This window comes from Candidatus Fermentibacter sp., assembly GCA_030373045.1.
GTDB lineage: Bacteria > Fermentibacterota > Fermentibacteria > Fermentibacterales > Fermentibacteraceae > Fermentibacter.
The window spans coordinates 1-20,896 of the sequence record JAUCPW010000014.1; the positions used below are offsets into that span (position 1 = coordinate 1).

General features: G+C 67.0%; 19 protein-coding genes and 2 tRNA genes. 19 read left to right on the plus strand and 2 right to left on the minus strand.

Annotated features, from left to right (window positions below; translation table 11 throughout):
* Nucleotides 1-107: 107 nt before the first annotated feature.
* Together QUS11_03130 and QUS11_03135 are read right to left on the minus strand one after the other, a co-directional pair.
* Nucleotides 108-183, minus strand: a tRNA-Lys gene (locus QUS11_03130).
* 7 nt (nucleotides 184-190) lie between these two features.
* A tRNA-His gene (locus QUS11_03135) sits at nucleotides 191-266 on the minus strand.
* A 117-nt stretch (nucleotides 267-383) separates the two neighbouring features.
* On the opposite strand from QUS11_03135, the gene nrdR reads away from it, so the two are divergent.
* The 19 genes from nrdR to mraY all read left to right on the plus strand — a co-directional run bounded on the left by nrdR (nucleotide 384) and on the right by mraY (nucleotide 20,895).
* Nucleotides 384-839 (plus strand): transcriptional regulator NrdR, encoded by a 456-nt coding sequence (gene nrdR / locus QUS11_03140; GenBank protein MDM7992284.1) that lies wholly within the window; start codon nucleotides 384-386, stop codon nucleotides 837-839.
* A gap of 125 nt (nucleotides 840-964) precedes the next feature.
* On the plus strand, nucleotides 965-2,278 hold the full coding sequence (rsxC, locus tag QUS11_03145; protein ID MDM7992285.1) for an electron transport complex subunit RsxC: 1,314 nt from the start codon (nucleotides 965-967) through the stop codon (nucleotides 2,276-2,278).
* A complete protein-coding gene (locus QUS11_03150) occupies nucleotides 2,278-3,354 on the plus strand; it encodes an RnfABCDGE type electron transport complex subunit D (protein ID MDM7992286.1) in 1,077 nt (358 codons plus the stop codon). Before rsxC ends, QUS11_03150 begins: the two co-directional genes overlap by 1 nt.
* Nucleotides 3,347-3,937 (plus strand): FMN-binding protein, encoded by a 591-nt coding sequence (locus QUS11_03155; GenBank protein MDM7992287.1) that lies wholly within the window; start codon nucleotides 3,347-3,349, stop codon nucleotides 3,935-3,937. The genes QUS11_03150 and QUS11_03155 overlap by 8 nt, the downstream gene beginning before the upstream one ends.
* On the plus strand, nucleotides 3,934-4,542 hold the full coding sequence (locus QUS11_03160; GenBank protein ID MDM7992288.1) for an electron transport complex subunit E: 609 nt from the start codon (nucleotides 3,934-3,936) through the stop codon (nucleotides 4,540-4,542). Before QUS11_03155 ends, QUS11_03160 begins: the two co-directional genes overlap by 4 nt.
* Entirely contained in the window at nucleotides 4,539-5,180 is a 642-nt protein-coding gene (locus tag QUS11_03165) for an RnfABCDGE type electron transport complex subunit A (GenBank protein MDM7992289.1), read from the plus strand. Before QUS11_03160 ends, QUS11_03165 begins: the two co-directional genes overlap by 4 nt.
* 1 nt (nucleotide 5,181) lies before the next feature.
* On the plus strand, nucleotides 5,182-6,237 hold the full coding sequence (locus QUS11_03170; GenBank protein MDM7992290.1) for an RnfABCDGE type electron transport complex subunit B: 1,056 nt from the start codon (nucleotides 5,182-5,184) through the stop codon (nucleotides 6,235-6,237).
* 1 nt (nucleotide 6,238) lies between these two features.
* Nucleotides 6,239-7,615 (plus strand): L-seryl-tRNA(Sec) selenium transferase, encoded by a 1,377-nt coding sequence (gene selA / locus QUS11_03175; protein ID MDM7992291.1) that lies wholly within the window; start codon nucleotides 6,239-6,241, stop codon nucleotides 7,613-7,615.
* Nucleotides 7,606-9,495, plus strand: a complete 1,890-nt coding sequence (gene selB / locus QUS11_03180) for a selenocysteine-specific translation elongation factor (GenBank protein ID MDM7992292.1) — start codon at nucleotides 7,606-7,608, stop codon at nucleotides 9,493-9,495. The genes selA and selB overlap by 10 nt, the downstream gene beginning before the upstream one ends.
* 45 nt (nucleotides 9,496-9,540) lie before the next feature.
* Nucleotides 9,541-10,842 carry a UDP-glucose/GDP-mannose dehydrogenase family protein gene (locus QUS11_03185; protein ID MDM7992293.1) on the plus strand — a complete coding sequence of 434 codons (1,302 nt, stop codon included), beginning with the start codon at nucleotides 9,541-9,543 and terminating at the stop codon, nucleotides 10,840-10,842.
* Between the two features lie 5 nt (nucleotides 10,843-10,847).
* The gene (locus QUS11_03190; protein ID MDM7992294.1) at nucleotides 10,848-11,267 is read left to right on the plus strand and encodes an SLBB domain-containing protein; all 420 of its coding nucleotides are present in this window, start codon (nucleotides 10,848-10,850) and stop codon (nucleotides 11,265-11,267) included.
* A complete protein-coding gene (locus QUS11_03195; protein ID MDM7992295.1) occupies nucleotides 11,246-13,492 on the plus strand; it encodes a polysaccharide biosynthesis tyrosine autokinase in 2,247 nt (748 codons plus the stop codon). Before QUS11_03190 ends, QUS11_03195 begins: the two co-directional genes overlap by 22 nt.
* A gap of 156 nt (nucleotides 13,493-13,648) precedes the next feature.
* Entirely contained in the window at nucleotides 13,649-14,086 is a 438-nt protein-coding gene (locus tag QUS11_03200; protein ID MDM7992296.1) for a division/cell wall cluster transcriptional repressor MraZ, read from the plus strand.
* Between the two features lie 14 nt (nucleotides 14,087-14,100).
* Entirely contained in the window at nucleotides 14,101-14,970 is an 870-nt protein-coding gene (gene rsmH, locus QUS11_03205) for a 16S rRNA (cytosine(1402)-N(4))-methyltransferase RsmH (protein MDM7992297.1), read from the plus strand.
* Complete coding sequence (locus tag QUS11_03210) at nucleotides 14,967-15,272, plus strand: hypothetical protein (protein MDM7992298.1); 306 nt, start codon at nucleotides 14,967-14,969, stop codon at nucleotides 15,270-15,272. The genes rsmH and QUS11_03210 overlap by 4 nt, the downstream gene beginning before the upstream one ends.
* Nucleotides 15,256-16,989, plus strand: coding sequence for a penicillin-binding protein 2 (locus tag QUS11_03215; GenBank protein ID MDM7992299.1), 1,734 nt, complete (start codon nucleotides 15,256-15,258; stop codon nucleotides 16,987-16,989). Before QUS11_03210 ends, QUS11_03215 begins: the two co-directional genes overlap by 17 nt.
* The gene (locus QUS11_03220) at nucleotides 16,986-18,434 is read left to right on the plus strand and encodes a UDP-N-acetylmuramoyl-L-alanyl-D-glutamate--2,6-diaminopimelate ligase (protein ID MDM7992300.1); all 1,449 of its coding nucleotides are present in this window, start codon (nucleotides 16,986-16,988) and stop codon (nucleotides 18,432-18,434) included. The genes QUS11_03215 and QUS11_03220 overlap by 4 nt, the downstream gene beginning before the upstream one ends.
* On the plus strand, nucleotides 18,431-19,774 hold the full coding sequence (gene murF / locus QUS11_03225; GenBank protein MDM7992301.1) for a UDP-N-acetylmuramoyl-tripeptide--D-alanyl-D-alanine ligase: 1,344 nt from the start codon (nucleotides 18,431-18,433) through the stop codon (nucleotides 19,772-19,774). The genes QUS11_03220 and murF overlap by 4 nt, the downstream gene beginning before the upstream one ends.
* Complete coding sequence (mraY, locus tag QUS11_03230) at nucleotides 19,747-20,895, plus strand: phospho-N-acetylmuramoyl-pentapeptide-transferase (GenBank protein MDM7992302.1); 1,149 nt, start codon at nucleotides 19,747-19,749, stop codon at nucleotides 20,893-20,895. The genes murF and mraY overlap by 28 nt, the downstream gene beginning before the upstream one ends.
* The last annotated feature ends 1 nt before the right edge of the window (nucleotide 20,896 follow it).

Genomic DNA, 20,896 nt, shown 5'->3' on the forward strand with positions numbered 1-20,896 from the left:
ACCCAGCGCTGAACCCACATGTTGTTAAATCGCGGCCGGACCGGATAAGCCCCGGGGCCGGGGGTATAAGCCAAGCCCCCCGGCTCGCCGGAGCCGGGGCGCCTTCTTGGTACGCCCCCCGGGGATCGAACCCGGAACCTACGGATTAAGAGTCCGTTGCTCTACCAGCTGAGCTAGGGGCGCAAAAGCCTGGGGTGGGAGACCGGACTCGAACCGGCGACCACTTGATCCACAGTCAAGGGCTCTGCCAACTGAACTACTCCCACCAGAGCGCACCGATTCTAGGGTGAAAACCCCGCAAAGTCAAGAAGCGACGCTCTTGACGCGGATTCCTCCACAGGATACGCTAATGCTTCCATCACCCCTGGAGCGGGCGGGAGCCTATGAGGTGTCCGAGATGCGGGAGCATGGACGACAGGGTCGTCGATTCGCGCATAGTCAAGGAGGGCCGGGCCACTCGCAGGCGCCGGGAATGCCTCGACTGCGGCTACCGCTACACGACCTATGAGTTCATCGAAACCAGCTATCCTTCGGTGGTGAAGAAGGACGGCAGGCGCGAGCCGTTCGACCCCGCGAAGCTCGAGAAGGGCATAGCGCGGGCCTGCGAGAAGCGGCCGGTTTCGGCCAAGCAGGTCAAGGACATAGTCGAGAAGCTCACGGCCGCCGTCGCGGAGGAGTTCCCCGACGAGGTCACCTCCGACCACATCGGCGAGTGCGTGATGGAGCTGCTGAAGACCGTCGACGAAGTGGCATATGTCAGGTTCGCGAGCGTCTACCGCAAGTTCAGGGACGTCGCCCAGTTCCGCGAGGAGCTGGACGGCCTCCTGCGGTCGCGCTAGGAGCCTGCGGGCTACCTCCGGCAGGGCACTTTACTTATGAATGCCTCTGCGTTTTACGCTCCCCGGAATCTGCCCGGACATACCGGTGGGCACTTCTCCCCAAGGACCGATCGATCAGGAGGGTCATGACCAGACTGAGGACTTTCCCGGGAGGCGCGCACCCGGACGAGTGCAAGGAACTGGCCGAGAAACGCGCGGTAAAGCGAATCCCGGCGCCTGAGACCGTCAGGGTCGCTCTCTGCCAGCATCTCGGGGCTCCGTCGACGCCCGTCGTCAAGAAGGGCGACAAGGTGACGAGGGGCCAGGAGATAGGCTCGCAGAACGGCTTCATCAGCCTGCCCACCCATTCCCCCGTGAACGGGACCGTGGCCGGGCTCGAGGAGGCCCCCCTGCCGCATCGCCGATCCGGCCCGGTCGTCGTCATAAGCACCGAGTCGGAAGGGGGCGGTCCCGCCTTCGAACCCTGGCCCGACTTCGAGTCCCGCACGCCCGCCGAGCTGATCGAGAGGATCAAGCTCGCCGGAGTCTGCGGAATGGGCGGGGCCAGCTTCCCTACTTACGTCAAGCTCTCGCCACCGCCCGGGAAGAAGATCGACACTCTCCTCCTGAACGGAGCCGAGTGCGAGCCCTATCTGACCGCCGACCACAGGCTGATGATCGAGAGGACGGAAGATGTGGCCGCCGGCATGAGGATCCTCGCCCGCGCCCTCTGCGTCGACGATCCGGCCGTTGGCATCGAGGACAACAAGCCCGATGCGATCGAGGCCTTCGGGAAGGCCGGCATCAGGGTCGAGGTCCTGCGGGTGAAGTATCCGCAGGGCGCGGAGAAGCAGCTCATCAAGGCCGTCACGGGGCGCGAGGTCCCGGTGGGGGGCCTCCCGCTCGACATCGGCGTGGTCGTGCAGAACGTCGGCACCGCCGCGGCAGTTGCCCAGGCGGTGCGCGACGGCGAACCGTCCCTCAGGCGGATCGTCACGGTGTCGGGCGGCGGTGTGCGCGAGCCCGGCAACTTCGACGCCGCAACCGGCACCCCGTTCTCGGCGCTCATCGCCGAGGCGGGCGGGTACGGCGACGACGTCGCCAGGCTGCTCTCCGGCGGTCCCATGATGGGGCTCGCCCAGTTCACCGACGCCGTCCCCGTGACGAAGGGAACCAGCGGCATCGTGGCGCTCACCTCGAAGGAGGCCAGGCGCCTGACCGAGGGGCCCTGCATCAAGTGTGCGAAGTGCGTGGACGCATGCCCGATGAAGCTTGTGCCGTGCCTTATCGCAGCGAACTCCGAGAACGAGAAGTGGGCCGCGGCCGACGAACTCGGCGCACTGAACTGCATGGCCTGCGGCACCTGCAGCTTCGTCTGCCCCAGCGACCGCTTCCTCGTCCACTACATCAAGCGGGCCCAGGACATGATCCGGGCCTCCAAGAGATCGAAGGAGGCGTGATGGCCGAGGCGAGGACCTTCCAGCTCTCCATGTCGCCGCACTTCGGCTCGCCCCAGTCCACGCGCAGGGTGATGTACGACGTGGTTATCGCCCTGCTGCCTGCGCTCGCGGGGGCCGTGTGGCTGTTCGGATTCGGGGGGGCGCTGCTCCCCGTGCTGCTCTCGGTCGCCGCAGCGGTTGCGGCCGAGTTCGTGTGCCTGAGACTCATGGGCAGGAGCACCTCCGCCGCTCTGGACGGGAGCGCGATCGTCACCGGCATCCTGCTGGCCTACAACGTGCCTCCCGGTGTGCCCTGGTGGCTCCCCGTGCTGGGTTCCGTCTTCGCGATCGTCGTAGGCAAGCAGGCTTTCGGAGGCCTCGGCAGCAACCTGGTAAACCCGGCGCTCCTGGGCCGCGCCTTCCTGATGGCGAGCTTCCCCGTGCTCATGACTGCAGGCTGGAGTGCGCCGTTCGAGTGGAGGAACCCCTCTGCGGGCTTCGGCACCAGCGGCATACCTGCCGCGCAGGTGTCGGCCCTCCCGGAAGCCGACGCGGTGACTGGCGCCACGCCGCTGCGTGCTTGGAAGGACTCGTTCGGCATTGACGAACACGAAGGCGCAGCGGTACGCGAGAACCTCTCCACGCCCGGAACGTACATGAACCTCCTCACCGGCAGGCGTGGGGGCTGCATCGGCGAGACTTCCATCGTACTGCTGCTGCTCGGCGCCCTGTACCTGTTCGTGAGGAAGGTGCTGGAATGGAGGATCCCCCTGGCCTACCTCGGGGCGGTCGCCCTGTTCGGCTGGATACTCGGCGGCCCCGGATTCCTCGAGGGCGACGCCCTCTTCAGCGTCCTCACCGGCGGCGCGGTGCTGGGCGGCTTCTTCATGGCCACCGACATGGTGACAAGCCCCGTGACCCGCAGGGGCAGGATCATCTTCGGCATCGGCGCCGGCCTCATCACCATCATCATCCGGAGATGGGGCGGCTATCCCGAGGGCTGCTCGTACTCGATCCTCCTCATGAACCTCGCCACACCGCTCATCGACAGGTTCACGAGACCCAGGATGCTCGGGGAGGTGCGGAAACATGCGTGAGATGCTCAAGCTGGGCTTCATACTCATGGCGATGAGCCTGCTCTGCGCGGCCGCCCTCGGCTACGTGAACGGCCAGACCGAGGAGCGCATAGCCGCCCAGAGGGAGCAGGCCAAGGCGGACGCCATGCTCTCCATTTCGGCTTCTCTGGGGGACAGCCTCTCGTTCGATTCCCTCGCCGTGCCGGGCCTCGGGAACCCATACGCCGAGACCGGCCGCGAACTGGCCGTCGTCGAGGTGCTCTCGGGCGGACAGAGGGTCGGCTACGTGTTCACCGCCTACCGCAAGGGCTATTCCAGCGTCGTCGAGACGATGGTCGCCCTGGACACCGCAGGCACCGTGGCCGGAAGCACCATCATCTACCAGTCCGAGACCCCGGGCCTCGGCACGAGGTACGCCTCGCCCGACTGGCTGGGGCAGCTCGCGGGCCTGGACGGCGCCGCGGTCGCCCTCGAGAGGGACGGCGGGGACATCAGCGCCGTGACGGGTGCAACCGTCACAGGCCGGGCCGTCACGGGCTCGGTGGCCGACGGGGTTGCCGCCCTCGGGCAGGCCGGCCTCTTCGGTGACGGAGGTGCGGAATGAGCCTCTGGAAGGACTTCAGCAACGGGTTCTACACCGAGAACCCCATCTTCAGGATCACTCTCGGCATGTGCCCCTTCCTGGCGCTCAGCACGTCGATGGAGAACGCCGTCGGGATGGGGGCGGCGGCCACGTTCGTCCTGATCTGGTCCAACGTGGCCATCTCGGCTCTCCGCAACGTGATACCCGACAAGATCCGCATCCCGTGCTACATCGTCTTCATCGCCACGTTCGTCAGCCTGGTCGACATGGTGATGGCCGCCTACGCGCCGGCCCTCCACAAGTCGCTCGGGATCTACATCCCTCTCATAGTTGTCAACTGCATCATACTTGGCAGGGCCGAGGCGTTCGCCAACAAGAACACCGTCCTCAGCTCCCTGCTCGACGGCATAGGCATGGGGATAGGCTTCACGCTCGCGATGGCCCTGATGGCAACGATCCGCGAGATACTCGGCAGCGGCTCCTGGTACGGGTTCAACATCCTCGGCCAGGCCTACGCGAACCAGCCGATCCTGATAGCCATCCTCCCGCCCGGGGCCTTCGTGCTCATGGGCTTCGTCCTGGCGGCCTTCGCCGTCATCGACCGCAGGAAGGAGCGCGCGGCATGACACACTCGCTGCTGCTCGCATCGGCGGTGGGAGCCGCCTCGCAGGGCGGAGGAAGCAGCTTTGCGCAGGTCATGGGCCTGATCATTGGCGGCATCCTGATAAACAACTATGTGCTGTCGCGCTTCCTCGGCATCTGCCCCTTCCTCGGGGTCTCGAAGCAGCTCGACTCGGCCCTGGGCATGGGCGCCGCGGTGGTCTTCGTGATGGCGATGACGGCCGCGAGCTGCTACGCCCTGTGGCAGCTCCTGCTGGTGCCCCTGCACCTCGAGTACCTGAGCACGATAGTCTTCATCCTCATCATAGCCGCGCTGGTGCAGTTCGTGGAGATGGTGCTGCTCAAGTTCAGCCCGGCGCTCTACAGGGCGCTCGGGATCTACCTCCCGCTCATCACCACCAACTGCGCGGTGCTCGGCGTGGCGGTCCTGAACAAGGACGCTGGCTACAACCTCGGGCTGGGCATCGTGAACGCGGTCGCCGGCGCCCTGGGTTTCGCCCTCGCCCTGATCCTCATGGCCGGGCTCCGGGGGAGGCTCGAGTTCTCGAACACGCCCGACGCCATGAAGGGCAAGCCGATCACGTTCATCCTCGCAGGCGTGATGTCGATAGCCTTCCTGGGCTTCGCAGGGCTGGGGGTGTGACATGACGCTCCAGTCCATCGTCGCCCTTCTCTCGCTGACCTCGCAGACCCCTTCCGCCAGCGACGTGGCCTATCCCGCCGTCCTGCTCGGAGCCACCGGCCTCGTTCTCGGGATCGGGCTGGCAATAGCCGCGAGAAAGCTCGCGGTGAAGAAGGATCCTCTCGTGGAAAAGCTCGAACCCCTCCTGCCGGGCGCCAACTGCGGAGGCTGCGGATTCCCGGGGTGCAGCGGGTTCGCTGCCGCCCTCGCCCGCGGCGAGGCCCAGCCGAACGCCTGCGTGGCCGCCAACCCAGCCACCGTCTCGGCGCTCGCCGGAGCCCTCGGGGTCGAGATTCAGGACTCCGTGAAGAGGATCGCCATGGTGAGATGCAACGGAGGCCACTCGGCCGGAACCGCGTTCGGCTACGACGGTCCGCGGTCGTGTGCGTCCGCCTTCATGGTGATGGGCGGGGAAAAGTCATGCAGGTTCGGATGCCTGGGCATGGGCGACTGCGTGAAGGCCTGTCCGTTCGGGGCGATCCGCATCGGCGAGAACGGCGTCCCCGTCGTGGACGCCGCGAAGTGCACGGGCTGCGGCAAATGCACCAGGACCTGCCCCAAGCGGCTGATACTGCTGTGGCCGGAGAACCGGCAGGTGGTCGTGGCGTGCAGCAACCGTGACAGGGGGCCGACCGCCCGGAAGGCGTGCGCCGTGGCCTGCATCGCCTGCGGCAAGTGCGAGAAGGCGTGCCCGGTCGACGCCATCACGGTGGCCGACAACCTGGCCTCGATCGACCCGGAGAAGTGCATCAACTGCGGGCTGTGTGCCACGGTTTGCCCGACCGGGGCTGTCGTGGACAGAGCTCCGGCCAGGCCCGGGGCCTTCATCGACAACGAGTGCATCGGCTGTACGATCTGCGCGAAGGTCTGCCCCGTGAACGCCATCTCGGGCGAGCCGAAGTCGAAGCACGCAGTCGACCGCGACAAGTGCGTCGGGTGCGGACTCTGCGCCCCGAAGTGCCCCAAGAAGGCGATCCGCATGCTCGGAGCCCTCTCCTACACCAGGGAAGGGGCCTAGGATGGCGGGCGGGGATCTCAGGAGCCTCCCCGCGGTCAACGACCTGATCGAACTCATCTCGCAGAGCGTCCCCGGCATCCCCCACGCAATGGCCAGGCGGGCCGCGAGAACTTCGCTCGACCGCGCCAGGGCCGCGATCAGGGACGGCGCAGAGCAGTCGAGGGACGTGCGCGCCGACGCGGTGGAGGAGGCCCTTTCGCTCACCCGCACGAGCCTCGGCCCGGTGATCAACGCCACAGGCATCGTGCTCCACACCGCATTCGGGCGGGCCGCCCTGCCCCCCGCGGCCGTGGAAGCCCTCCAGTCGGCCGCGAAGGGCTTCTGCAGCCTGCAGTGGGACTGGGAGGCCGGTGCGCGGGGCGACCGCGACGCCCACGTCGAAGGCCTGATCTGCGAACTGACCGGCGCCGAGGCCGCCACCGTCGTGAACAACAACGCGGGGGCGACCCTCCTCTCGCTGGCCGCCCTCGCCCAGGGCCGCGAGGTCGTGGTGTCGAGGGGCCAGCTCGTCGAGATAGGCGGGTCCTTCAGGATACCCGACGTAATGAGGCAGAGCGGTGCTGTGATGCGCGAGGTGGGCTGCACCAACCGCACTCATCTCCGCGACTACAAGGCCGCGATAACCCCTGCCACCGCACTCCTCCTCCGGGTCCACCCCTCCAACTACCGCATCAGGGGCTTCTCCTCGGAGGTGGCACTGGAGGATCTCGTCGCACTCGGAGCCGGATCGGGCATCCCGGTCATGGACGACCTGGGGGCCGGCTCCCTCGTCGATCTCTCGCTTTTCGGCCTTCCCCAGGAGCCCACCGTACCCATGAGCATCAGAGCGGGCGCCGCCATCGTGACGAGCTCGGGCGACAAGCTCATCGGGGGCCCGCAGGCGGGGATAATCGCCGGCAGCAGGGACCTGGTGTCGATCGTGAGGAAGCATCCCCTCGCGCGGGCCCTCCGGGTATGCAAGCTCACACTCGCGGCCCTCGAGGCAACTCTCAAGGTCTTCCTCGAGGACCCGGAATACATCGCCATGCACCATCCCGTCTACTCGATGCTCTCGGCCGACCTCGAGAAGCTGGGCGAGGCCTCCAGGGCCCTCCTCGACAGGCTGCATCTTCCATCGGGATGCTCCGCGTCGGAATCCGCGATGGACAGCTTCGTCGGCAGCGGGGCCCTGCCCGACTCGGCCATCCCCTCGCGCGGGATCGTCATCGATTCGCCCGACTGCGGAGCCCTGGCCGCCATCCTTCGCAGGCGGAGCCCGGCTGTTGCCTGCAGGCTCGAGAATGGCAGGCTCCTCCTCGATCTCAGAACTGTCTTCCCGGACGAGCGCGAGGCGCTCGCCCGCATGCTCGACGAGGCGGCCGGGGCCCTGTGGGGGTAGTCGCCGGCACCGCCGGCCACGTCGACCACGGGAAGAGCTCCCTGGTCCGTTGGCTCACGGGCGTCGACCCGGACAGGCTCGAAGAGGAGAAGATCCGGGGGATCACGATCGAGCTGGGCTACGTCTTCATGCCCCTTCCAGGCGGGGGCGTGCTGGCTTTCATCGACGTCCCCGGGCACGAGAAGTTCGTCAGACAGATGGTCGCCGGCGTGGCGACCGTGGACTTCTTCCTCCTCGTGGTCGCGGCGGACGAGGGCGTGATGCCCCAGACCCGTGAGCACCTGGACATCCTCAGGCTGTTGGGTGTGCGGAGGGGTCTCGTGGCCCTCACGAAGTGCGATGCCGTCGACTCCGACATCCAGGAACTCGCCGAGGCCGAAACCGAGGAGCTCCTCTCGCAGGGCCCGTATGCGGGGTCGAGGATCATGCGGGTCTCGTCCCTCACCGGGATGGGCATGGAGGATCTCAGGAAGGCGCTCTGCGAAATGGCGGAGGGCTCGCGGCGCGAGGTGCCCGACCAGAGGTTCAGACTCTCGATCGACAGGGTGTTCACCCTCCAGGGACATGGAACCGTCGTTGCCGGGACCGTCCTCTCGGGTTCAGTCAACACCGGGGACGGGCTGGAGCTCCTCCCGGGCGGCAGGACCTTCAGGGTCAGGGAGATGCGCGTGAACGAGGGCAGGACGAAGGGGGCAGGCTCTGTCGGCGACAGGGTCGCCCTGAACCTCGTGGGCCTCGAGCGCGAGGAGGCCCGGCGGGGAAGCAGCCTCGCCACGCCAGGCTGGCTCTCCGCTCCCGACACGCTCGACACCGAACTCTCACTCCTTCCCGGATTCCCTCTCCAGATGAGGCAGAGGGTCAGGTTCCACTGCGGCACCGCCGAGGTGATGGCCAGGGCCGTGCCGATGGAGGGGGCCGACCTCCCTCCGGGCTCGTCCGGCTACGTCCATTTCCAGCTCGAGGAACCCGTGGTCTCCATGCCCGGCGACAGGTTCGTGATAAGGCGGTTCTCCCCGGTGACCACCATCGGCGGGGGAACGATCCTCGAGTCTGGGACGGCCAAGGTCAGGCAGAGGAACAGGGACGACAGGATCAGGCGCGTGGAGATGCTGGCCGAAGGCGACATCGGGGGCTTCCTGATGGAGCGCCTCAGGGCGGCTCGTGCGCAGGGCATCTCGCTTCCCGAGACCGCCCGCGAGGTCGGTCGCACTCCGGCCGAGGCCCGGACCGAGGCTGACGCCCTCGTGTCCGGCGGCATGGCCGTCTTCATGAGGGACGGATCGAGTGAAAGGCTGGTGCTCCGCGAAAGCTGCGACGGAGCCGCCCGCACGGTCCTCGATGCGCTGCGGCTCCATCATGCGGGGAGGCCTGCCAGCAGGGGCATGCCGACCTCGAACATCTCGAAGGTGTTCCCCGGCCTCCCCCAGTGGTTCGTGAAGGGGATCGTAGCCGGGCTTCTCGAGAACGGCTCCATGAGGCGCGAAGGAGACAGGATCGCGCTGGCGGAGCATCCCGCGGAGATGCCCGCGGAGGTCCGTGCAGAGGTCGACAGGGCCGTCTCGGAGATCGAAGCCGCCGGGCTGGATGGCTTCGACGCGTCCCGTGCCGACGCCGGGATGCTCGATTCGCTCTTCGAGCTGGGTCTTGTCATCGAGCTGGATAAGGGTATTGTCACGACTCCCTCGGTGGCGGCGAAGGCCTTCGGAACCGTCGTGCGCGGATTCGGGGAGGCGGAGTTCCGGCTGGGGGAGATGCGAGAGCTCCTGGGCGTGTCGAGGAAGCTCGCGGTCCAGTGGGCCGGCATCTTCGACGGGCTGGGATACACGGTGCGGAACGGTGATTTCAGAAAGGCCGCGGGGCCCCGGCCCGGCGGCGACTGAACCTGACCGGGGCGGCGCCCCGGATCGCCAGGACTTGGAGGACTGATGCGCATCGCTGTGGTCGGGAGCGGCTATGTCGGTCTGGTTGCCGCCACCTGCTTCGCCGAGACGGGCAACGAAGTCGTTTCCGTCGACAGGGACAAGGCAAAGATCGATCTCCTCAACGGAGGGGGGATACCGATCTTCGAGCCCGGGCTCGAGGAGATGGTCGGAAGGAATCGGGCGGAGGGCCGCCTGACCTTCACCACCGATCTCGCCGGCGCGGTGCGGAGCTGCGGGATCATCTTCATCGCGGTTGGAACGCCCCCTGACGAGGACGGCTCGGCCGACCTGAAGCACGTCCTGGCCGTCGCAAGGGAGATCGGTCTCAACATGGACGGCCCCAGGGTCGTCGTGAACAAGAGCACCGTGCCGGTGGGCACCGCCGATCTGGTGAAGGCCGAGATCGAAAAGTACACGGAGCATCCCGTGAGCATCGTGAGCAACCCCGAGTTCCTCAAGGAAGGCACGGCCATCGACGACTTCCTGAAACCCGACAGGGTCGTGATCGGCGCCGCCGATCCGGCGGCCGCGGAGGCCATGAGGGAGCTCTACTCCCCGTTCGTCAGGACCAACAACCCTGTGATCGTGATGAGCAACCGCAGCGCGGAGATGACCAAGTACGTGGCCAACAGCCTCCTGGCGGCCAGGATCTCCTTCATGAACGAGGTCGCGAACCTCTGCGACGTGATGGGCGCCGACATCGGAGAAGTCAGGGTGGGCGTCGGCTCCGACCACAGGATCGGCCCCAGCTTCCTGTTCCCGGGCGTGGGATTCGGCGGCTCCTGCTTCCCCAAGGATGTCAGAGCCCTCATGGCCACGGCGCGCGAGCAGGGCCTCCGCATGAAGTCGCTCGAGGCGGCCACCGAGGTGAACGAGGAGCAGAAGAAGGTCATCCTGTCCAAGATGGAGAGCGTCTTCGGCAGGTCCTTCACCGGGCTGAGGACCGCGGTCTGGGGGCTCGCTTTCAAGCCCAACACCGATGACATGCGCGAGGCTCCCGCCACGGTCGTCATCCGCGGGCTGCTCGAACGGGGCGCCACGGTGGCGGTCTACGATCCTCAGGCTATGAAGAACGCATCCGAGATTCTCGGCGGAACGATCGAGTACTGCAGGAACGGCTACGAGGCAGCCGAGGGGGCGGACGCCCTGCTGCTGCTGACCGAGTGGCTCGAGTTCAGGGAACCCGACTTCGCCCGTCTCGGTTCGATCATGAGACGGAAGGTCGTGTTCGACGGCCGGAACGTCTGGAATCCCGAGAAGCTCCGGAAGCTCGGCTTCGAGTATCGCGGGATCGGCAGGAGGTAGGACCCGTGAACGCCGTGCCGCCGCTGATGCTTGCCGCCCTGCTCTCGCAGGGCATGGGCGGATACGTGGTGCCCGGCGTGGAGACCGGCGAGGTGCAGATGAACGTCCATGTATGGGGCGAGGTGCTCGACCCGGGGACGTACCTGCTCCCGTTCGATGCCGATCTCGTGGAGGCGGTCTCCGCCGCCGGCGGGCCCACCGCCGAGGCCGATCTCGATGCCGTCAGGATCGTTACTTCTCTGGGCGAGGTCGAGTACGACCTTGCCGGCTTCCTGAGGGGAGAGGGGCATCCGGCGCCCGCCCTGACCCCCGGGACCACGGTGTATGTTCCGGTCTCCACCTCCGACTGGTGGAAGGAGGCCCTGGACATCGCCTACAAGATCATTGTGACGGTGAACCTGGTATGGCTGATGGCGGACCGCTGAGCATCCAGCCTCCGAAGGAGGACAGGGAGACTCTCCGGATAGGGGAGTACATCTGGATGATCCGGCAGGGCAAGTGGATCATCCTCACCTTCGTCGTCCTGTCCCTCATCGCGAGCATCTACATCACCATGAAGACCAGGCCGGTGTTCCAGTCGTCGGCCACGTTCCTCTACGACTTCAGCAGCAACATGTCGCAGGCTCTCGACTTCCCGGGCGTGTTCTGGTTCGAGGTGGAATCCGCCAAGAACAACCAGATCCAGATCATCAGGAGCAGGAGCATGGCCGAGGCCATAGCCGACTCGATCCTGAGATCGCCGGATTCGGACAGCCTGGTGTCACTCCTCTTCGACGGGAACGCGCCGCCTCCCCAGGCCCTCAGGGCATCCCTGGTCGGGCTCGTGGCAGGCAGCATTTCCGTCAGCGTGATGAAGGACACGGATTTCTTCGTGCTGTCCGCCGTCGGCGGCTCTCCGGAGGCCTCCGCCGTCCTGGCCAACCTGGCCGTGCAGTCCTACTACCGCTGGAACCTCGAGGAGGCGCGGGGCGAGAACAGGGAGGTCCGCGAGTTCCTCGACCAGCAGATGATCAGCATGGACGCCCAGCTCTCGATGGACGAGGACTCGCTCCGGTCCTACAAGGAGAGCAACGACTTCATCGACCTCTCGACGCAGGCGAGGGAGACCGTCGCGAGGCTCGTCTCTCTCGAATCGGCCGCGGCCGCGTCGCGCACCGAGATCGGCGCGCTCGGGGCGCAGAGGGACTATCTGGCGGGCAGTCTCGAGGAGTTCAGATCGGGCATGGCGGACGAGATATCCTCCGTCAACGACGAGTACATCTCCTCTCTTCAGGGGGAGCTGGCCCTGCTCGAATCGTCGAGGGCGGCGCTGCTGGCAGGCGGGGCTCAGCCGGGCGATCCGGCCCTCTCGGACGTGGAAGCCGAGATCGAACTCAGGACGAACTCGCTCTCCGCCGCCCTGGAGGGCCTCGTGCAGGCCCGCTTCCCCGAGAACCCCTCGGCCGCCGTGCAGTCCCTCGTGGGGCAGCTCACGGAGGTCGAGGCGGGCCTTCGGGCGGAGACCACCCGCGAGGCCGTGCTCAGACGCCAGGCCTCGCTCATAGAGTCGGAGCTCGAGATGCTCCCCGAGGCCGAGATGACCCTCGCCAGGCTCGAGCGGAACAGGCAGGTCAGCGAGAACGTCTATCTGCTACTGAGGAACCGGTATGAGGAGATCAGGATCGCAGAGGCCGGCCAGATCGGGAACGTCACGATCATCGACACGGCCCTCCCCGGGGGGATGATAAGGCCGTCTAGGCAGAGGAATCTGATGATGGGCCTGCTGATAGGCCTCGCCCTGGGCCTCGGCGTCGTCATCCTCAAGCAGCAGCTCGACAGCAGCATATCGAGCCCGGAGCAGGTCGAGGCCCTCGGGGTCTCCATCCTCGGGGTCATCCCGCACCTCCCGAGGAGCTCCTTCGCTTCCCGCACGGGCAGGTCCACCGTCTCTCCATCCCTCGTCACCCACTTCGCCCCGCGCGATCCCATCAGCGAAGCCTACCGCGACCTGCGAACGAGTCTCAGGTTCGCCAGGGCGGACAAGCCGGTCAGGAGCGTGCTGGTGACCAGCGCCGGCCCCAGGGAGGGCAAATCCACCACATCGGCGAACCTGGCCGTCACCTTCGCCCAGTCGGGGCAGCGGTGCATCCTGGTCGACGCCGACCTGAGGCGTCCCGTGCTGCACAACCTGTTCGGGCTGGAGCGGGAGCCGGGCCTCTCGGAAGCCGCGGCAGGCGTCAGCCCGCTCGATGCCTGCCTCAGACCCACCCCCGTCGAGAACCTTTCGCTGCTCCCCAGCGGATTCATCCCGCACAACCCCTCGGAACTCCTGGGGAGCCGCCGCATCAAGGAGATCATCTCCGAGCTTTCCGGGCGCTGCGACATGCTGATCATCGACAGCCCGCCGATGGCCGTGGTGACCGACGCCCTCCTCCTCAGCCCGGAGGTGGACGGCACCCTGCTCGTCGTGGGGGCCAAGCTGGGCAACAGGCGCGTTCTCCAGACCTCGCTCTCGAAGCTCTCGCGGTCGGCGTCGTTCATCGCGGGAGCCGTCCTCAACGGCTTCGATCCGCTCAGGATGTACACGTCCTACGGCTACTACACCTACCGCTACTACTACTACTACTACTCCGAAGGATCAGGCAGGAAGCGCAGCCGCAGAAGCCGCTGACCCACCCGGTCCCATCCCCGCAAGTGCATGTACGGCAGCCGTCAGCGGCATGGCCGCCGGTCCGCCGCGCCACGGTTCCGTCTTGCTGTGGTACGATTTCCCATCCCGGGGGTTGACAGTGGGGAATAGTGGGATAGAATATGCCCCGGGAGGGGTATGGCCGAGTTCTCGGGTAGACACGAACACATGCTCGACGAGAAGGGCCGCGTCAGCGTGCCCGCCGCCTTCAGGCGCCAGATCACCGGGGATGATCTCTATCTCAACCTTGGTATGGACGGCTGCCTCGAACTCTACTCCCCCGAGAAGTGGCAGCTCCTCCGCGAGGGGCTCGGCCGCCTCAACCGCAAGGAGGAGAAGCAGCGCTTCTTCATCCGGAGGTTCACCAGCCATCTGAGGCCGGTCGCGATCGACGCGCAGGGCCGGATCAGCATACCGGCCGATCTCCTCGCTCTCGCGGGGATCGGCTCCGCGGTCGTATTCCTCGGCCAGATGGATTCGATCGAGCTCTGGGATCCGGCCAGGCTCGACAAGGTGATGTCCAGGAGTGACGTGTCCTATGAAGAGGTCGCAGAGGGGCTGGACATAGAGCTCTAGAGCGGAGGGGGTCCGTGGTGATCGGTGCAGCGGGGCGCGCCGAAGGGCACCGGCCCGTGATGGCAGCCGAAGTGGCAGCCTTCCTGCGCACTGTCGACCCCGGGCTGATCGTCGACGGTACGGCGGGCGGCGGGGGCCATCTGAGGCACCTCATGGAGGTCTTCCCCTCCGCCAGATTCATAGCGGTCGACCGCGATCCGGACGCTGCCGGCGCTCTCCCGGCCGAACCCGGAAGGCTCCTGGTGAGGAACGCCAGCTACACCGACCTGCCCTCGATCGTTGCGGAATCGGGATTCGGCATGGCCGACGCCGCGCTCTTCGACCTGGGCCTGTCGTCCCTGCAGCTCGACGACCCCTCGAGGGGCTTCTCGCACAGGCTCGACGGCCCTCTGGACATGCGATTCTCGCGCGAGGAGGACGTGCGCCCGGCCGGCGACATCCTCAACGGGCTCCCCGAGAGGGAGATCGCCGACATCCTGTTCAGGTTCGGCGAAGAGGGCAGGAGCAGGATCATTGCACGGGCGATAGTGGCCTCGCGCCCTCTGGAATCGACATCCGACCTCGTCCGCGCGGTGCGGGGCGCCCTCAGGGGCAATCCCAACAGGGCCATGTCCAGGATCTTCCAGGCCCTGCGCATAGCCGTGAATGACGAACTCGGAGCCCTCTCCACCCTGCTCGCCGGCATGGGGGGCTGGGTGAGGCAGGGCGGGCTGGCCGCCGTCATCACCTTCCACTCGATAGAGGACAGGATGGTGAAGAGGTTCTTCATGGACTCGGGCGTCTTCGCTCATGCGACACCTCCCTGGGAGGTACCGTCCCGCGACGAGGCCCGCACGAATCCCAGGGCCAGGTCGGCCAGACTTCGCAGAGGGGTGAGGCTGTGAGGAACGCAAGGCGCATCGTGTTCGCGGTGGTCACCCTGGTGGCCCTGCTCGCCCTGAGCCAGGTGGTACTGTTCAATCTCAGACTCCACAGGACCCTGCAGCTCCAGAGCCTGTCGGCGGAGTGCGCCTCGCTGGAACGCGAGATAGAGGAACTGCAGAACGAGTCCGCGGTCCTTCTCTCACCATCGAGGCTTTCCGATCTCGGTGCCGCCATGGGACTCGGCCCCGTGCCCCTCGACATGATCGCGCTCGAGGGGGCGGACCCCTCTCTCCCGGAGGACGCGGTTGCGCAGCTCCGATGACTTCTCCTGCGAGAGGAGGACCGCGCGGATCCGCCTCGCGGCGGTGCTGACGCTCGCCCTGTTCGGCGTGGTCTTCTCGAAGCTGGTCAGGATACAGCTCATAGAGCACGGCCACTATGCCGGCCTGGCCGACGCCCAGCACACGCACAGGGAGACACTCGAGCCCAGACGCGGGAGGATACTCGACCGGAACGGCTTCCTTCTCGCGGGGAACACTCCCGTCGTGACGTTCGAAGTCTACTGGCCCAACGTCCCCGAAGGGTCCGAGTGCGAGATAGACTCGCTCTGCATGAGGCTGAGGGACTCGGGAGGGGATGCGCAGGTCCCTGACAGGACCGGGATAAACCAGATCCTGTCCAGGAACGTACCCTACGAGCAGGCACTCCCGTTCATCTCGGCCGGGCTGCCTGCGGGCGTGAACCTGCGCATGGTGGAACTGCGCACGTATCCGCTCGGTGACCTGACATCGATGATCCTCGGCAGAGCCGGACAGGGCTGCCTGGAGGGCCTCGAGGCCGAGTTCGACCAGCTCCTCTCCGGCACCGAGGGCGTTCGCTACGTCGAGCGCAGCGCCTATCCCGGCATGAGCGTCACCGACTCCCGTGCCGACAACATCCTGCCCGTCGACGGCTCGGATCTCATGCTCACCATCGACGCGAGGTTCCAGTGCATCGTCCAGCGTGAGCTGCAGGCGGCCGTTGAGCTCTCGGGAGGCAGCTGGGGCGCCGCCCTGGTGGTGGATCCGTCGAACGGAGACATCCTCGCGATGGGGAGCTGGCCTGTGCGCGCCCCCGACGGCTCGATAGCCTCGAACAACTGCGTCGCGAGCATCCACGAGCCCGGATCGACGTTCAAGCTCGTCACGCTGGCGGCATGCCTCGAAGAGGGGCTGGTGTCCGCCTCCGACTCCTTCGACTGCAGCCGCGGCACGATACCCGTGGCCGACAGGACCATTTCCGACTGCCACGTCTTCGGAGTGCTCAGCGTGGAGGGCATAATAGCGCACTCCAGCAACGTGGGCACGATCCGCCTCGCCCAGCTCCTGTCGGACTCCCTCCTTTACGGCTACTGCCGGGCCTTCGGCTTCGGCGTCAGAACCGGGCTCGAGCTCCCCGGCGAGGAGGGCGGGATACTCAGGCCGCCTTCCCAGTGGTCGGGGCTCTCCCACGCCTGCCTGGCGATCGGGCAGGAGGTAGGCGTCACCCCCCTCCAGCTCGCCATGGCCTTCAGCGCGGTGGCCAACGGCGGGATCCTCTACCAGCCCAGGCTGATAAGAGCCAGCTGCGAGGACGGGGTCTGGCGCGACTGGGCCTCCTTCCCCTCCCGCAGGGTGGTGTCAGAGGACACGGCGGAGGAGGTCAGGAGGATCCTCGCATGCGCTGTCGAGTACGGCACCGGCATGTCGGCTTCGGTCGACGGCGTCACCGTCGCGGGGAAGACTGGCACGGCGGAGAGGCTTTCATTCGGCCCCGGAGCCTATCTCTCGGCATTCGCCGGCATGATCCCGGCCGAGCGCCCCGAGCTGGTCGCGGTGGTCGTCATAGACAGGCCGGGCTTCGCATACCGGTTCGGCAGCACACTGGCTGCCCCGGTCTTCTCCGGGATCATGTCGGGTGTCTTCTCCTGCGAGCCGGGTCTGGCCCTCGGTTCCCGCGGATCCGCGGGATCCGGCGCCCTGGCGGGAATGGACGGAGGAAGCCTGGTGACGGGACTGTGAAACTCTCGGAACTCCTCGCCGGATCTGACATCCGGATCCCCGATGCCCTGTCCGACACCGATGTGAAGGCCGTCACCGACGATTCGCGGGAGGCAGGTCCCGGCTTCCTCTTCGTGGCAGTGCGCGGCTTCAGGGTCGACGGCCACGACTATGTGGCCGAAGCCCTTGCGCGAGGTGCGGTCGCCGCCGTAGTCGAACGGCCGGTGGACGGCTCCGGGGAGCATGTCCTCCTGAATCCCTCGGGTGACGACAGGAGGCTGCTCAGCGCCCTTTCGGCCTCGATCACCGGCTCTCCGTGGGACCGCATGATGACGGTCGGGATCACGGGCACGAACGGCAAGACCTCCACCGCCCACATGACGGCATGGATCCTCGAGAGGCAGGGCGTGAAGTGCGGCATCCTGGGCACCGTCGGCCACCGCATCGGCGGGGTGGAGCGCAGGGCGAAGGAGACGACTCCGGGTTCCGTCGAGACCGCGAGGCTCATGAGGATGATGGCGGACGCGGGCGACGGGGCCTGCGCGATGGAGGTCTCGAGCCACGCCCTGATGCTCTCGAGGGTGGACGACGTGAGGTTCGACGTCGCCCTCTTCACCAACATCACCCAGGATCACCTCGATTTCCACGGCACGATGCAGGAGTATCTCGCCGCCAAGGAGAGGATATTCGGCCTGCTCAAGCCCGGCGGGTTCCCGCTCGTGGGCACATACAGCCCGGGTTCGCCCATCCCACGGGGAGCCATGACGTTCGGGCCGTCCGAGGACGATACGTTCTCGATCGTGGCGGTCGAATCCTCCGCGGGCGGGTCGAGGTTCGGGATGGTGAGGGATGGAGCCAGGACGGACTTCTCCCTGCGCATCCCAGGTCGTGTCAACATCTACAACGCCGCCGGTGCGGCCGCTGCCTGTTCGCTTCTGGGGTTCGACCCCGAGAGATGCGCGGAGGCCCTGGAGAGCTTCCCGGGCGTGCCCGGCAGGCTGGAGGTCGTCGACGAGGGGCAGGACTTCCTCGTCGCGGTCGACTACGCGCACACGCCCGATGCGGTGGAGAGAGTGCTCCTGCAGGCAAGGGAGATGGCCACCGGGCGCGTGATCGCCGTGCTGGGCGCGGGAGGCGACCGCGACAGGACGAAGCGCCCCAGGATGGGGGCCATCGCATCCGAGCTCGCAGACATCGTCATCGTCACCAGCGACAACCCGAGGAGCGAGGATCCGCTGGCGATCATCGCGGAGATAATGGAGGGCGTGGACGGCCCGGCAGGGGTCATCCGCGAGCCCGACAGGAGGGCCGCCATAAGGGCCGCGATGGCCGAGGCCTCGACGGGCGACGTCGTGATCATCGCGGGCAAGGGCCACGAGGACTACCAGATCATCGGGGGCGTCAGGCACCACTTCGACGACAGGGAGGAAGCCCGCAGGGCTCTCCGGAGCGGGCGGGGCAGATGAGGTTCCTGCTCTCCGAAATCGCCGCATCCTGCGGGGGCAGGCTCGAGGGGCCTGACGCCGAGGCCGCCGGCGCCTGCATCGATTCGCGCGCCTGCATGCCGGGGAGGCTCTTCTTCGCGATGCCCGGCAGCCGCACCGACGGCCATGCCTTCGTCGACGGCGTTCTCGCGGGAGGCGGATTCGCGGTCGTCTCGTCGGGCCCGGAGCGTCCCGGCACGATCCGGGTGCGGTCGGTGCCCGACGCCCTCCTGGCCGCAGGAGGAGCCGTCAGGCGCCGCCTCGGGTGCCGCGTGGCGGCCATCACCGGCTCGAGCGGCAAGACCACTACGAAGGAACTCCTGACCATGGCACTGTCGCCCCTGTGCCCGACCGACTCGTCGAAGGGCAATCTCAACAACAGGATAGGCATGCCGCTCTCGATCCTCGATCTCGATCCCGGAGCCGGTGCCTTCGTGCTGGAGCTGGGCATGAACCATGCGGGCGAACTGCGCGAACTGGGAGAGGCTGCCGCCCCCGACGCCTCGGTGATCACCAACGTCGGTACGGCGCACATCGAGTTCTTCGGCAGCCACGAGGCCCTGGCCGGGGCGAAGGCCGAGCTGCTCGACACCACCAGGAGGGGCGGCTTCTGCGTCATCCCCGCCGGCGAGCCCGTTCTCGCCGAGAGGGCGCAGGCCCGTGGTCTGCGCATATCCACGATCGGCCCCTGCGGTGAATTCCGGCTCAGGATCACCGGCCCGTCCGAAGCGGTCCTCGAACCCCCGGGAGTGAGCATCAGGCTGTCCGTCGCGGGCCGGCACCTCCTTGAGGACGCAGCGTCCGCACTGGTCTGCGCCATGGGTTTCGGCGCGGATCCCGGCGAGGCTGCGGGAGCGATGGAGGGCTTCGCAGGGATCGAAGGCCGCGGCACGGAGATACGGGCCGGGTGCGTGACCATCATCGACGAGAGCTACAACGCCAACCCCGGATCCATGGAGGCGTGCCTCGAAGCCCTTTCCGCCCGGACCGGGAGGAAGGGCGCGGTCCTCGGAGACATGCTCGAACTCGGATCCGGCTCCGAAGCTCTCCACAGGCGTGTTCTCGGGAAGGCGGCCTCGTGCGGGCTCGATTTCGTCGTTCTCGTAGGGCCCTCGATGCAGTCCGCCTCCCGGGATGTCGAATGGAAGGGCATCGAGGTCATCCCCGCGGGCGATCCCGCAGAAGCCCTGGAGAGTCTCCGGGCGATGCTCCCTGACGGGGTCTGCCTGCTGGTGAAGGGCAGCCGCTCGATCGGGCTCGAGAGGGTCGTCGAGGGGCTGAGGGAGGAGGCGGGATGCTGTACTGGCTCCTGTATCCCCTGAGGGGGGATGTCTCCCTCTTCAATCTGTTCGGCTACATCTCGTTCCGCGCCGCGTACGCCACGGTGACGGCACTGCTCATCTCGTTCCTGCTCGGGCCGCCGGTGATCCGTGCTCTCCGCAGGCGGCAGATCGGCCAGCACGTCAGGCCCGACGGGCCGCAGACCCATCTGAAGAAGGAAGGCACGCCCACCATGGGCGGGCTGCTCATCCTGCTGTCCGTCCTCCTGCCGGTACTGCTCTGGGGAAGGCTGGACAACTCCTATCTGCTGATCGTGCTGACCTCTACGGTCTGGATGGGGCTCATCGGCCTCCTGGACGACTACCTGAAGGTAGTTCGGAAGCTGCCGAACGGCCTGATCGGGCGCTACAAGCTCCTGGGCCAGTTCGCCCTGGGCCTGGGTATCGGGCTGTGGCTCTATCTGTCGCCCATCGCGGGCGAAGGCCATTCGAGCATCCTGCCGGGCATCCGGACCCTCGACCTCTCCTCCGGCGTCTTCACGATCCTGCCGACGGAGACGATCGTGCCGTTCCTCAAGGAGGTCAGGATCGACCTCGGGGTACTCTACATCGCGTTCGTCGCAGTCGTACTGGCCGGGTCGGCCAATTCCGTGAACCTCACGGACGGGCTGGACGGGCTCGCCACAGGGGTGAGCCTGGTCTCGCTCCTGGCCTTCGGGATCATGGCCTACCTGCTCGGCAATTCGAACTACGCCTCGTACCTCCAGTTCCCGTTCCTCAACGGGGCGGGGGAGGTGGCGGTCTTCGCAGGGGCGGCGGCCGGGGCGTGCCTCGGGTTCCTGTGGTACAACTCCGCGCCGGCCTCCGTCTTCATGGGCGACACGGGCTCCCTGGCCCTGGGAGGGGCCATCGGCTCCATGGCGATCGTCACCCGCTGCGAACTCCTCCTGCTCATCGTAGGCGGGGTGTTCGTGGCCGAAGTGCTGAGCGTGACGATCCAGGTGGGCCACTTCAGGCGGACCGGTCGCCGGTTCTTCAGGATGGCACCCCTCCACCACCATTTCGAGCTCCTGGGATGGGCCGAAACCAAGGTCGTGACGCGCTTCTGGATAGTCGCGGCCCTCCTCGGCCTCCTCGGGCTCTCGACACTGAAGATCAGGTAGG

Excerpts from the sequence above, each read along its gene's own strand:
- QUS11_03165 (MDM7992289.1), top strand. The coding sequence starts at position 4,539 with ATGACACACTCGCTGCTGCTCGCATCGGCGGTGGGAGCCGCCTCGCAG.
- QUS11_03185 (MDM7992293.1), top strand. The coding sequence starts at position 9,541 with ATGCGCATCGCTGTGGTCGGGAGCGGCTATGTCGGTCTGGTTGCCGCC.
- QUS11_03200 (MDM7992296.1), top strand. The coding sequence starts at position 13,649 with ATGGCCGAGTTCTCGGGTAGACACGAACACATGCTCGACGAGAAGGGC.
- mraY (MDM7992302.1), top strand. The coding sequence starts at position 19,747 with ATGCTGTACTGGCTCCTGTATCCCCTGAGGGGGGATGTCTCCCTCTTC.
- QUS11_03160 (MDM7992288.1), top strand. The coding sequence starts at position 3,934 with ATGAGCCTCTGGAAGGACTTCAGCAACGGGTTCTACACCGAGAACCCC.
- murF (MDM7992301.1), top strand. The coding sequence starts at position 18,431 with ATGAGGTTCCTGCTCTCCGAAATCGCCGCATCCTGCGGGGGCAGGCTC.
- QUS11_03150 (MDM7992286.1), top strand. The coding sequence starts at position 2,278 with ATGGCCGAGGCGAGGACCTTCCAGCTCTCCATGTCGCCGCACTTCGGC.
- QUS11_03195 (MDM7992295.1), top strand. The coding sequence starts at position 11,246 with ATGGCTGATGGCGGACCGCTGAGCATCCAGCCTCCGAAGGAGGACAGG.
- nrdR (MDM7992284.1), top strand. The coding sequence starts at position 384 with ATGAGGTGTCCGAGATGCGGGAGCATGGACGACAGGGTCGTCGATTCG.
- rsxC (MDM7992285.1), top strand. The coding sequence starts at position 965 with ATGACCAGACTGAGGACTTTCCCGGGAGGCGCGCACCCGGACGAGTGC.
- selA (MDM7992291.1), top strand. The coding sequence starts at position 6,239 with ATGGCGGGCGGGGATCTCAGGAGCCTCCCCGCGGTCAACGACCTGATC.
- QUS11_03155 (MDM7992287.1), top strand. The coding sequence starts at position 3,347 with ATGCGTGAGATGCTCAAGCTGGGCTTCATACTCATGGCGATGAGCCTG.
- QUS11_03170 (MDM7992290.1), top strand. The coding sequence starts at position 5,182 with ATGACGCTCCAGTCCATCGTCGCCCTTCTCTCGCTGACCTCGCAGACC.